Here is a 13522-nt window from a genome sequence, read left to right on the forward strand (position 1 = left end):
ACAATAAGACATTTATCGATGAAAAACATACTTACATTTCTTTTATTACTTCCGTTGTTTATCAATGCGCAATACACAATTTCTGGAACTTTTGAACCAGCAAATACATTTACAACGGTATATTTATATCAGATAAATCCACAGGCGGAAAACTTTTTAAATTATATCTCTCACAAACGCCTAGATGAAAACTCCAAAGTGTCCATCGATCTTCCAAAGGAATTAACCCCTGGGATGTATCAACTTAACTTTGGAATACCCCGAGCGGACTACCACTTTAATTTCATTTATAATGGAAAAGAGGATATCGTTTTTCAGTATTCCCAAGAAGATGGAGTCAGTTACCTAGAGAGCCAGGAGAATATGGTGTACTTAGAATATCTCCATAAATCACAAATGACCAATGAATTACTCAGTGCGGTATTCTATCCAGATGTATCTGAGAAAGACTATAAGGCAGTCTTTGAGGCTATTGCTGAAATTCAACATCATTTTGAACTTCGAAGCATGGGACTTTTGGCTAGAAGTTTCATAAGATCAGGGCGCTCCCCTATTCCAGATCACCAAATAGGACCAAATGAGTATATTGCATTAGAAAAAGAGCATTATTTCGATTATATCAACTACAATGATAAGACGCTTCAAAATTCCTTTCGTCTAGTAAACCTTTCCATACTATATGTCCTTAAATTTAACCAAGAACAGCAAACCGACGTCTATATAGAAAATATAGGTGAAGTAATGCGCCGAATCGGTGAGGATTTAAACCTTAAAAAAGAAGTTGCAACAAGACTTTGGGTCAACTTTTCGTCAGATGCAGACAACACACTAGCCAATTATATTGCCGATACATACCTATTCCCTGCAGCCAAGAAAACAGGAGACTATAAACTCATTACTGAAATTGAACAATTTCAAGCCACGGCCTTGGGAAGCGAAGCACCCGATTTCCAAGTATCAGATGGTAAAAAACTTTCTGATCTTAACAAGGCAAAGCAGTATGTACTAATTTTCTGGAGTAGCACCTGTTCGCATTGCTTAAAAGAAATTCCACAAATTCATGAACTTGTAGACGCAATGGATAGCAAGAACCTCGAAGTAATCGCATTTGGTCTAGAAGACCAATTGTATCCATGGAAAGCTACCATAGAGGATTACCCTAATTTTATTCACATTTACGGAGAAGGTAAATGGGATAATAAAACGGCTGAAGCTTATAACATCACCTCAACACCGACTTATTTCGTATTAGATAAAGATAAAATTATACGCAGTAAGCCAGAGTCCTTAGAGGAATTATTAGAAATACTAAAGACAGAATAAGTCTTATAAGCTTTTTAAGTCTTTAATCACTTTAAAGGCGATATCAATCTGGTCCTCCCCTACAATAATGGTAAATTCATTGGTTGTAGAGATTACCTCATGAAGGATAATACCTTCCCAAGCCAAACGTTGGAAAATAAAGTAGTAGATTCCAGGAATCACCACATTTTCCTCAGGTAATTTTACGCTTATTGAAGATAACTTGTCAATCTTTTGAGTGCGCTTTTCGTCTTTAAAGATTTCTTCCACGATGGCATTCATAGAATTACTCACCACGATGTTGGTCTCATTGACTCCTCTTGAGGAAGTATAGAACACATCTTTATTCTCGTTGATTTCCTGAAGTAACTTCGCTTGCTTGTTTAGGATGGTGTCAGAGATTAAAAAGGTGTAATCGGTAAGAGAAGATCGCACGGTAATTTCTCCAACATTTTTAAGCACTTTTAAAATACGGTGTGTCGCTCGAAATTCTAATTCCGCTGAAAGTCGCTTTAAAGCCATAACGATGGCACCATTACGCACATCCTTTCCTAATTGATCTTCAATATCTGGCTTGATGGTCCTGGACAAAGAAGTGAGGTTGATGATTCCTTGTGCCAGCGCCGTTTGGAGAAACGGCTTTGATTTGATGTAGTTCTCAACTACGGATGAAATTGTTTTCATTTTATATATGGTTTGGTCCTTACAGGATGTAAAAATAAGTTAAGTTTTGGTTAAAAGCAAAAAATAAAACTAAATGTTTTAAATATAACAATGTGTGTTTAATTTTAACAGTAATCGAATTACATCCTCCTTTTGGACTAAAGTTTGCATATCAAAGCTTGAATCAATATCCTTTTTCTCCGCATAAAATCATTACTTTTGTGTCCTTAAAAATCAAATAATTCAATGGAGTACAACGACGTTGCCAAAAATAAAAATCGGTTTACCATTACCGCAGCCCTACCTTATACCAACGGTCCTATTCATATAGGTCACCTTGCGGGAGTTTATGTTCCTGCGGATATTTTCGCCCGTTATTTACGTATGCAAGGCAAGGATGTAGCTTTCATTGGAGGCAGTGACGAACACGGAGTAGCCATTCCTATGAAGGCTAAGAAGGAAGGTGTGAGTCCTCAACAAATTATAGATAAGTATCACCATATTATAAAGGACTCTTTTAAAGAGTTTGGAATTTCTTTTGATAACTACTCAAGAACATCTAATGAAATTCATCATAAAACCGCCTCGGAGTTTTTTAAAAAACTCTACCAGGATGATAAATTTATAGAGGAAGTAACCGAACAATTGTATGACCAAGAAGCAGAACAGTTTCTAGCGGACCGCTTCGTAAGTGGAACCTGTCCTAAATGTCAATACGAGGCTGCATATGGAGACCAGTGTGAAAACTGTGGTAGTTCATTAAATGCTACGGATTTGATCAATCCTAAATCAACTATCACTGGCAGCAAGCCTGTTTTAAAACAGACCAAACATTGGTTTTTACCTTTAGATGCGTACGAAGGATTTTTGCGTCAGTGGATCATCAAGGGTCATAAAAAAGATTGGAAGCCCAATGTTTATGGTCAAGTAAAAAGCTGGATAGATGAGGGCTTAAAGCCTAGAGCGGTGACAAGAGATTTAGATTGGGGTATTCCGGTTCCAGTACCAGGTGCAGATGGAAAAGTACTCTATGTTTGGTTTGACGCCCCTATCGGTTACATTTCTTCTACCAAAGAATGGGCTGATCGCCAAGGAAAACAATGGGAGCCATATTGGAAAGATTCTAGGTTAATCCACTTTATAGGTAAGGACAATATTGTATTTCACTGTATCATATTTCCATCAATGCTTCAGGCACATGGTGATTATATCTTACCTGAAAATGTTCCAGCAAATGAATTTTTAAATTTAGAAGGCCAAAAACTTTCGACTTCTAAAAACTGGGCAGTGTGGTTACATGAATATTTGGAAGAATTCCCAGACCAACAAGACGTGTTGCGCTATACCCTTACAGCCAATGCACCTCAAACTAAAGACAATGATTTTACCTGGAAAGATTTCCAAGCTAAAAACAATAATGAGCTTGTAGCAATCTTTGGAAATTTTATCAATAGAGTTACTGTACTTACTCACAAATACTATAATGGTGTTATTCCACAGGCTGGTGAACTAACCACCGAGGATCAACAAACACTAAAGGAGTTAAAATCATACCCAGAGCTCATTTCAAATTTAATCGAAAAATATCGTTTTAGAGAGGCTGCAGCCGAACTTATGAATGTGGCAAGATTAGGTAATAAATACCTTGCGGATCAAGAGCCTTGGAAGGTGGTAAAACAAGATCCTGAGCGCGTAAAGAGCATCATGTATGTATCGCTTCAAATCGCTACCGCTCTTGGTGTATTAAGCGAACCTTTTTTGCCTTTTACATCCATAAAATTAAAGGGTGTACTGGACTTTGACAAGCTGCAAATCCAACCTAATTGGGAGCAGATAAAAGATCGCAGTGAACTGATCGCTCCAGGACATACCATTGCCGCTTCAGTGCTGTTATTTTCTAAAATTGAAGATGACCAAATTCAAAAACAATTGGATAAATTGGAAGCTACCAAAAAGAAGAATCAAGAAGATAACCTAGCCGCTAATGCGTCGGTAGAACCACAAAAAGACACTATTGAGTTTGATGATTTTGCAAAACTGGACATTCGTACTGGTACTATATTAGAAGCTCAAAAAATGCCTAAGGCAGATAAGCTTTTGATATTAAAGGTAGATACTGGGATTGATGTAAGAACTATTGTATCTGGTATCGCTAAAGACTATAAAGCCGAGGATATCATCGGAAAGCAAGTTACCGTTTTAGTGAATTTGGCTCCAAGAAAATTAAGAGGTGTATTAAGTGAAGGTATGATCCTTATGACAAACAACAGTAGTGGTAAAATTGTTTTTATAAACCCTGATCAGGACCAGGTAAACAACGGAACTGCTATTAACTAGATTTCGAAGGTTAGAATAATTAAGAAGGTTTTAAAAAATTTTATACACACTGCTCATGATCTCAATTCTTGATTATATTAGTGCGCGAACTTCTATTGAAAAAAAGTCGATTCAAAACACTGTAAACCTCTTAGATCAGGACTGTAGCATACCTTTTATATCAAGGTACCGCAAGGAAACCACTGGTAACTTAGACGAGGTTCAAATCGGAGATGTTTCTAACTTTAAAAAAGAGTTTGAGGCCCTAGAGGCTCGAAAATTAAGTATCCTTAAATCAATTGAGGAACAAAATCAGCTAACAGATCAGCTCAAGAGTCAAATCGAGAACTCTCAGGAGATAGCGGTACTTGAGGATCTTTACTTACCCTATAAAAAAAGCAGGAAAACTAAGGCAGACACTGCCATAGAGCATGGATTAGAACCCTTGGCAAAAATCATCATGGCTCAAAATGCTACTGATTTAGACTCCATTGCTCAGCGATATACTTCAAAACATATCAGCTCAACAGAGATGGCCTTAGAGGGTGCTCGTGAAATCATTGCACAATGGATTAAAGAGCGACTTGATATCAGAAAACAACTAAGAAGGCAGTTTGAGCGCTACGGCGTTCTACAGACCAAAAAGGTTGAAGCTACTGAAAACTCATCAGAAGCGGCTCAAAAGCACAGCGATTATTTCAACTGGAACGAACCAATAGCCAAATGTCCTTCCCATCGTTTATTGGCGATCTTAAGAGCGCAAGCCCTAGGGTTTATCAAAATAAAAGTTGAGATCGATAACAAAAGAGCCCTTGAGATCATTTATTCAAGGGTCATAAAAAGTCAGAACCTATGCGCTGAGCAAATTGAATTAGCAGCAAAGGATGCCTATAAACGAGGGTTGTATCCTGCATTATCAAAAGAAGCGTTGTCCTTGGCAAAAGAAAAAGCAGATGACACGGCTATTGCAGTATTTGAAAAGAATCTAACACAACTTCTACTGAGTCCTCCACTTGGAGAAAAACGCATATTAGCGTTGGATCCAGGTTTTAAAAGTGGATGTAAATTGGTTTGTTTAGACCAAAAAGGTGTTTTATTACACAATGAGACCATCTATCCACACCCCCCAAGAAAAGAAGCTTCTCAGGCCATTAAAAAGATGCTTACCCTAGTTAATGCGTACAAAATAGAAGCCATAGCCATTGGAAACGGTACGGCCTCAAGAGAAACAGAACAACTTATAAAACGAATAGGTTTTGAAAAACCCATTGAAGTATTTGTAGTTAGTGAAGCAGGCGCCTCGGTCTATTCAGCTTCAAAGATAGCTAGAGCAGAATTCCCAAACTATGATGTAACTGTAAGAGGTGCGGTTTCCATAGGCCGAAGACTATCCGACCCCCTAGCCGAACTTGTAAAAATCGATGCAAAATCCATAGGGGTTGGACAATACCAACACGATGTAGACCAAGTCAAATTGCAACAACGTTTAGACCGCGTGGTAGAGAGCTGTGTTAATAAAGTTGGAATAAACCTAAATACCGCTAGTAGTTCACTGTTGAAATATGTATCAGGAATTGGAGAAAAACTAGCAGAAAACATCATAGACTATAGAGAAAACAACGGTGCCTTCACCTCTAGAAAAGAGCTTTTAAAAGTAGCTAGATTGGGAGAAAAAGCTTATGAACAAAGTGCTGGGTTTTTAAGAATTAAGAATCCTTCTAACCCCTTGGATGATTCTGCAGTGCATCCAGAGCGTTATCAACTGGTAAAGCAAATGGCAAAAGATTTGGGTACAAAGGTGGATCAACTCATTGGTCAACCCGAAAAAATTGATAAAATTCCTCTAGAAAAATACGCTAGCGACACTGTAGGAATGCTTACTCTAAAAGATATTATTGCAGAATTAAAAAAACCAGGTCTAGATCCAAGAGCCAAAGCACGAATTTTTGAGTTTGACCCCAGCATTAAGTCCATTAAAGATCTAAAGGCAGGACAGATCCTTCCTGGAATCGTCAACAATGTGACTAATTTTGGATGCTTTGTAGATATTGGGATTAAAGAAAGTGGACTAGTTCACATATCAAACCTCAGTGACACCTACGTCTCCGATGTCAATGAAATCGTACGTGTTCAACAGCATGTAAAGGTTAAAGTGTTAGAGGTGGATTTGGATCGAAGCCGTATCCAACTCTCGATGAATTTCTAATGAACCCCTTAAGCCATAATTAGACTACTTTTAAATTAAAACACCAACAGTAAATTACTGCTCACAAAAGGGATAATTTTATAACTTTAACCTTAAAAGTAGAAATTATGATAGTAAAGAAAGTTGAAGAATTATTGAACAAGCAGATAACGGTAGAGGCTGAATCATCTCAAATATACTTAGCCATGGCTTGCTGGGCAGAAGTTAAAGGACTACAAGGTGTTGCACAGTTCATGTATACCCAATCCGATGAAGAAAGAGAACACATGCTGAAATTGGTCAAGTTTGTAAACGAGCGAGGAGGGCATGCAAAAATATCCGCATTAAAAGCGCCCAATGTAACTTTCAATAGCTTTAAGGATATGTTCCAAATGCTTCTGGATCACGAAATATTTGTATCAGAAAGCATTAATGAGCTCGTACATGTTACCTTACAGGAGAAGGACTACTCTACACACAATTTCCTACAATGGTATGTGGCTGAACAAATCGAAGAAGAGGCCATGGCTAGAACCATTTTGGATAAAATTAATTTAATTGGAGATGATAAAGGAGGTCTTTATTTATTCGATAGAGATATTGAACAATTAACGGCTACTACCCAGGCTAACATACCTTCTGAATAATTTTTAATTATATAGTGTTAAAGTTTATTTAGATTTAATTTAAATAAATATATTTGCCCGTTGTTTTACTAAAACAGGTAGTGTCTTGGGCAAAAAGAAGAAAGACAAAAAGGACAAGAAAATTAAAAAACACAAACTTAAGGACCTGGAAAAGAAGGCTCTTAAGTCTAAGTGTTGTGAAAAATATCGAAAAAGCGAATCTAAACGCTGTAAGAGATGCCCTTGCTTCGATTTAATAAAAGAAAAGGCAGCATAAGTTAAATCAAAGTCGCTTGGCTATCATACCAAAGCGACTTTGTGTTTTTAATATGTTTTTCCACCGACTACAGTTGTTTACTTTTTTTCCTAAATTAACAGCTGGTTGAGTGCTATAAATAATAGTCCAATACCATCCCCGAACACAGATAATTTCAATACATCGAATATGGAAACCATCAACAAACTTGAAGTTCGCAATTTAGTAATGCAGGACTATTTGGAACTCAGGGCTTCTATGGTAGAGGCTTATACTGGGATTGAAGATGCACCTTGGAAACAAAGTGAAATTAGCAAATTACTTTCCTTATTTCCAGATGGCCAATTAGTGGTTTTAGTGGATGATAAAGTGGTAGGTTGCGCACTTTCTATTATTGTGGATCATTCCATCGTTGACCAAAATCACACCTATGAACAAATTACGGGGAGCTATACTTTTTCAACCCATAATCCCGATGGCAACATTTTATATGGGATTGATGTGTTCATCCATCCCAAATACAGAGGGCTTCGCTTGGGAAGAAGACTTTATGAAAAACGAAAAGAACTCACCGAGCAATTAAACCTAAAGTCCATCATGTTTGCGGGTCGTATCCCAAACTACAGTAAATACGCCAACGAAATCACCCCTAAGGCTTATATTGAGAAGGTAAAGATGAAGGAATTGTTCGATCCTGTGCTCGCCTTCCAATTGAGTAACGATTTTCATGTAAAAAAAATCATGAAAAATTATCTTGAAGGTGATATACATTCCCTTGAGTACGCTGTTTTGATGGAATGGAACAATATCTATTACGATCAAAGTCCTAAACTGATCAACTTAGAAAAATCGGTCGTACGCCTTGGCCTTATCCAATGGCAAATGAGACCTTTAAAAAATCTTGAATCCCTTTTTGACCAAGCGGAATTCTTTATAGATGCTGTCTCAGGATACGGAAGTGATTTCGCGCTCTTTCCGGAGCTCTTCATAGCTCCTTTAATGGCAGATTACAATCACCTTAATGAAGCTGATGCCATTAGGGAACTTGCAAAATACACTGAACCGATTTATCAGAAATTTCAAGAATTCGCAATTTCGTATAATATCAATATCATCACAGGGAGTATGCCTCATATTGTGGATGGTAATTTATACAATTCTGGATTCCTATGTAAACGCGATGGATCCTCGGAGATGTACACCAAAATACACATTACTCCAAATGAAGTTGCCCATTGGGGGATGAAAGGTGGTGATCAAATTAAAACCTTTGATACCGATTGTGGTAAAATAGGAATTATGATTTGTTATGATGTAGAATTTCCAGAACTCAGTAGAATAATGGCAGATCAGGGAATGCAACTTCTCTTCGTTCCATTTTTAACTGATACACAAAACGGATACACTAGAGTAAAGAGTTGTGCGCAAGCCAGAGCCATTGAAAATGAATGCTATGTTGTCATTGCAGGCTGTGTGGGTAATTTGCCGAAGGTTAACAATATGGACATCCAATACGCCCAGGCAGCAGTGCTCACCCCATCAGACTTTGCTTTTCCAAATGACGGCATTAAAGCACAGGCAACTCCCAATACGGAAATGACTTTAATCGTTGATGTTAATTTGGATTTACTTAAGGAACTTCACCAATATGGAAGTGTTCGCGTTTTAAAGGATCGAAGACACGATCTCTACAAGGTAGTCCACAAACAACAGGACGACCTATAGATTGGCTTTTAAAGGACGCTAAAGGGCTTAATAATTATGGCTATTGAGTTTTAAAGCGGCAACAACGACATCTTTCCTACTGAGCTGTCCGACAAGCTTCCCTTGATCTAATACGGGTAGACGTCGTCTGTGTCCGTTGTGAAACTGAGATGCGGCGTCAAAAATATTCATATCACTGGGAATGGTCTCCACATTAGTAGACATAAATTTCTCCACGCTTTTATCTAAAATAGGCATATTGAAATACCGGCTTTCTGAAATTTGCTTCATACAATCAGCCTCGGAGATAATTCCAACTAGCCCTCCTCTTTGATCACATACAGGCCCTCCTGAAATTTTGTGTTTCACCAGGAGTTCCATAACCTCTAATATGGATTGCTCTGGTCTAAAAGTCACCAAATTTCTCGTCATATAATCCGATACCAATATGGGAGCATGGTACTCCTTCTTTTGATCTTCCCTGGCCCCCTGAAAACTTTTAATCCCCATACTACTATATTTTTAAAATTGGCTGTAAACACTAAATATAATGAAATTTTTTGGATAAATTGTAAACTATTCATAACTATCCTAGTAATTTTTTTAGGTATTTTCAAAAACTATAAAATTTATAAAATAGTAGCAATTAATAATATATTCCTTATTTTTATAAATAGTCAACAAATCAACAGCCTTTGAAAAAATTTAAACTTGTCATATCTTTTGTTATCTTATTGGCTGTTTGCGCCTGGCGGTTTTATGATCTTACTCCGCAAGGAGATTTTCAGCCCAAAGATTATTCGATAGAGAATGTTCAAGCTCACATCCAAACAATGGCCGATCGCCCACATTATGTTGGAACCGATGCTCACAAAGAGGTTCAAGGTTATTTAATTGATCAACTTGAATCCATGGGATTGGAAGTGGAAATCCAAAAAGGCTACAGCATTGGTAATTGGGGTAACCTTGCTATGGTTCACAACATTCTTACAAGAATAAAGGGAAGTTCTTCCTCTAAAGCACTACTGTTATTATCACACTACGACAGTAGTCCACACTCTTCTTTTGGGGCAAGCGACGATGCCGTTGGGGTGAGTATTATATTGGAAGGAATCAATAGCTTACTTAAAAGTGGTGAAAAACCTAAGAACGATATCATTGTACTTTTCAGCGATGCTGAGGAGCTCGGACTACTTGGAGCTAATTTATTTGTCAGCAAACATCGCTGGTCAAAAGATGTTGGCCTAGTTCTAAATTTTGAAGCCAGAGGAAGCGGTGGCCCAAGTTACATGTTACTAGAGACCAATGGAGGGAACAAAAATCTCATTGAGAGTTTTAATCAAGCTAATGTTGAATTTCCTGTTGCAAACTCACTCACCTACAGTGTCTATAAAATGCTTCCCAACGATACAGACCTAACGGTCTTTAGGGAACTTGCAAACATCGATGGTTTTAATTTTGCATTTATCGATGATCACTTTGATTATCACACCTCTAACGATCGATACGAAAACCTAAATCAAAATACTCTTAAACATCAGATATCGTATTTACTACCATTATTGGAGTATTATTCAAATGCTGATCTCAGGATCCTAAAATCCAATGTGGATAATATCTATTTTGATTTCCCGGTCTTCAATTTTGTATACTACCCCTTTAGTTGGATTTACCCCATGCTTATTATTGCCATTTTGGTGTTCTTCTATATATTTTATTTAGGGATTTCAAACAGAACGATTAACTCCCAAGGAGTCTTTAAAAGTTTATTTGTTTTTCTTGGCTGCCTAATTTTATGTGCTGGGATCGGATATATCGCCTGGCCCGCTTTAAAGTTTATTTACCCCCATTACGGTGATATCTTACATGGTTTCCCTTATAATGGACATTTATACATCGCCGCCCTGACTAGTTTAAGCTTTACAGTTTGTTTTTATATTTACTCTAGAGTTAAAAAGATTCAAATTGCAGAACTTGTTATTGTTCCTATTGGATTGTGGCTACTTCTGTGTCTTGGCATAGCGTTTTATCTTAAAGGAGCTAGCTTTTTTATTATCCTTATCTATGCTTCGCTGGCATCATTATGGATGCTTATTAAGGCCAAGGATAAACGACCGCCCGTAGGATATCTTGTTGCTTTATGTATTCCTTCTATTTGGATTATAGCTCCTTTAATTCAGATGTTTCCAGTAGGTTTAGGTCTAAAATTAGTCATTAGCAGCACTGTATTAAGTGTGTTACTTTTTGGATTATTACTTCCTGTGTTAGGACAGTTCAAAAATAAACGTCTCTATGCAATTCTCAGTCTGAGCCTCTGCGCTCTATTTTTTATAAGTGCCCACCTTCATTCGTCCCCTTCCCCAGAAAGACCGCATCCAACTAGTTTAGTTTATCAGTTAAATTTAGACACGCATCAAGCCCATTGGGCGACTTATAACAAAGAGCTAAATTCTTGGCTTAAACAATATATCTCTGACAGTACTCAGAGCACAATCCCATCTGATGAATTAACTAGTAAATACGCAACTAATTACACAAAAATAGCCAAAGCGCCCGTTAAAAACATTAAAGAACCGACGGTGAAAATCCTACAAGACACTAGTTTTAGAGGTAAGAGAAAAATACGATTACATATAACACCAAATAGAAAAGTAGATAGATTAGAAGTAAAAACAACCGCTACTAAAATCAGTAAATGTACCGTAAATGGGGTACATGTACCCTTATCGTATTTATTCAAACGATCAGATCGACTTTTCACCCATTATATCAGTGAGAATCAGTCAACGGAGATTGAAATAGAATGTAGCCAACAAGACCAACTAAGCTTTCAAATTTACGAGGCTTCTTATGACCTTTTAGATCACCCTTTATTCAGTGTTCCGGATCGTCCGAAGAACACCATTGCAATGCCCTTTGTATTAAACGATGCGGTACTCACTAAAAAAACAATAGAATTATAATGCAGAAAAAAATTGGGATTTTGGGATGCGGATGGTTGGGATTTCCGCTGGCTAAGTATTTTGTGAAAAAGGGGTACCAGGTTCGTGGTTCTACCACTTCGCTCGATAAGATTTTATCATTAGCCTTACATGAAATTAATCCTTTCTTAATTGCAATTCACAATCATCACAGCGAAGGTAATCTAGATTACTTTTTAAAAGATTTAGATGTACTTATTATTAATCTTCCACCAAAGCTACAATCCAACCCAAAATCGAATTTCGTTTCGAAAATACGAACCTTGATTAAAAAGTTAAACAATTGCACCACCAAAAACATCATTTTTATCAGCAGTATATCAGTCTATGGAAACACTCTAAAAGTAGTGGATGAAAGCAGTCCTACCTACCCCGAAACGCTCAGTGGAAAGCAAATTTTAGAAGCTGAAAAATTATTGATGAATTGTACGAATTTATCTATTAAAGTAATACGTTGTGCAGGCCTTTATGGGCCAGAGCGCCATCCTGTTTTTCAATTGGCCAAAAAAGAGATATTACATAATCCAAATCAACCAGTAAACCTAATTCATTTGGAGGATTGTATTGGCATCATCGACCTTTTAATAGACAACCCTATTCAGAGTCAAATCATTAATGCTGTTGCACCCTACCACCCTACTCGTAAAGTTTACTATTCCGCTATTGCTAAAGAGTTGAATTTGAATCTTCCTGCGTTTGAATCAAGTGATTCTGCTCCAGGAAAGACAGTTAGCTCATTATTTATTAACAGGAACTTAGCATATGAATTCAAATATCCTGGGCTGAATATCTAAGTTCCGTTAAAATCCTTAACACATAGACTATATTCTAGTTAAATAATGGTTAAACCGACTTAAAGCCACTAGAAGAAGCTTTATTGTTTGGTATCTTTACACCAAGAGAAAAGAACAAAATAATATAGTTTTCATTTTTTGAACTTATAAGATTAGGTTAGGTTTTTAAGTTAGTTTAGATTAGTTTATTAAGAAGAGAGTGGGTTTTAAATCCGCTCTCTTTTTTTATACCTGTGCATCATTTAGTGTTTTTTTAGCTAAATATGATAATATACCAGTGCAGAAGATTTCCACATCAAAAGCCCTTAAAAATACACCGCCATGTATATTAAAAAAATTAATAGCTTTGCGCTTTAAGTACAATAAGGTTAAACCATAACATGTTACACATAAACTACCCAACCACGCATAGCGATTGATTGGGTTTTAAACCTGAATGAACATGAGCAATAGTGCAACACATATCATTCGATTTTCCGACACGGTTTATGGCGCGTCCAAGGGTAGCTATATTAATAGATGCGTTCACATCAGCATCCATATGGCCTGCACAGTTTTGGCACTTAAAGTGCTTGTTAGTTCGTTTACCAATATGTTTACATACATTACAGGTCTGACTAGTGTATCGAGGGTCAACTACTACAACAGGGACACCCGTAAGCAATCCCTTGTATTCCAAAAGCAAGCGAAGTTGT

Annotated in this window: 10 protein-coding genes; 7 read left to right on the forward strand and 3 right to left on the reverse strand. The window is 37.1% G+C overall.

Going from position 1 to position 13522, the window contains the following annotated elements:
* The first annotated feature begins 18 nt into the window (after positions 1 to 18).
* The gene (locus I215_RS13705) at positions 19 to 1323 is read left to right on the forward strand and encodes a peroxiredoxin family protein (RefSeq protein WP_008992584.1); all 1305 of its coding nucleotides are present in this window, start codon (positions 19 to 21) and stop codon (positions 1321 to 1323) included.
* A 3-nt stretch (positions 1324 to 1326) separates the two neighbouring features.
* Here the strand turns inward: I215_RS13705 and I215_RS13710 are convergent, their stop codons facing one another.
* Positions 1327 to 1986, reverse strand: a complete 660-nt coding sequence (locus I215_RS13710) for a hypothetical protein (RefSeq protein ID WP_008992585.1) — start codon at positions 1984 to 1986, stop codon at positions 1327 to 1329.
* Between the two features lie 225 nt (positions 1987 to 2211).
* Between I215_RS13710 and metG the strand changes: the two genes are divergently transcribed.
* From metG to I215_RS13730, 4 genes are all read left to right on the forward strand, one after another.
* Positions 2212 to 4302, forward strand: a complete 2091-nt coding sequence (gene metG / locus I215_RS13715) for a methionine--tRNA ligase (RefSeq protein WP_008992586.1) — start codon at positions 2212 to 2214, stop codon at positions 4300 to 4302.
* A 55-nt stretch (positions 4303 to 4357) separates the two neighbouring features.
* Positions 4358 to 6487 (forward strand): Tex family protein, encoded by a 2130-nt coding sequence (locus I215_RS13720; protein WP_008992587.1) that lies wholly within the window; start codon positions 4358 to 4360, stop codon positions 6485 to 6487.
* 107 nt (positions 6488 to 6594) lie between these two features.
* Complete coding sequence (locus I215_RS13725; protein WP_008992588.1) at positions 6595 to 7113, forward strand: ferritin; 519 nt, start codon at positions 6595 to 6597, stop codon at positions 7111 to 7113.
* A gap of 424 nt (positions 7114 to 7537) precedes the next feature.
* A complete protein-coding gene (locus I215_RS13730) occupies positions 7538 to 9073 on the forward strand; it encodes a bifunctional GNAT family N-acetyltransferase/carbon-nitrogen hydrolase family protein (RefSeq protein ID WP_008992589.1) in 1536 nt (511 codons plus the stop codon).
* Positions 9074 to 9100: 27 nt separating this feature from the next.
* Here I215_RS13730 and I215_RS13735 read toward each other — a convergent pair whose 3' ends face one another.
* Positions 9101 to 9562: a CBS domain-containing protein gene (locus I215_RS13735; RefSeq protein WP_008992590.1), complete on the reverse strand. Its 462-nt coding sequence runs from the start codon at positions 9560 to 9562 to the stop codon at positions 9101 to 9103.
* A 185-nt stretch (positions 9563 to 9747) separates the two neighbouring features.
* Between I215_RS13735 and I215_RS13740 the strand changes: the two genes are divergently transcribed.
* Positions 9748 to 12015 (forward strand): M28 family peptidase, encoded by a 2268-nt coding sequence (locus I215_RS13740; protein ID WP_008992591.1) that lies wholly within the window; start codon positions 9748 to 9750, stop codon positions 12013 to 12015.
* The gene (locus tag I215_RS13745; protein ID WP_008992592.1) at positions 12015 to 12827 is read left to right on the forward strand and encodes an SDR family oxidoreductase; all 813 of its coding nucleotides are present in this window, start codon (positions 12015 to 12017) and stop codon (positions 12825 to 12827) included. Before I215_RS13740 ends, I215_RS13745 begins: the two co-directional genes overlap by 1 nt.
* A 394-nt stretch (positions 12828 to 13221) precedes the next feature.
* Here I215_RS13745 and I215_RS15980 read toward each other — a convergent pair.
* The coding region (locus I215_RS15980) for a zinc ribbon domain-containing protein (protein WP_008992593.1) at positions 13222 to 13522 on the reverse strand (301 nt) is incomplete at its 5' end.

Origin of the sequence: Galbibacter marinus (genome assembly GCF_000300875.1) — a bacterium.
Lineage (GTDB): Bacteria > Bacteroidota > Bacteroidia > Flavobacteriales > Flavobacteriaceae > Galbibacter > Galbibacter marinus.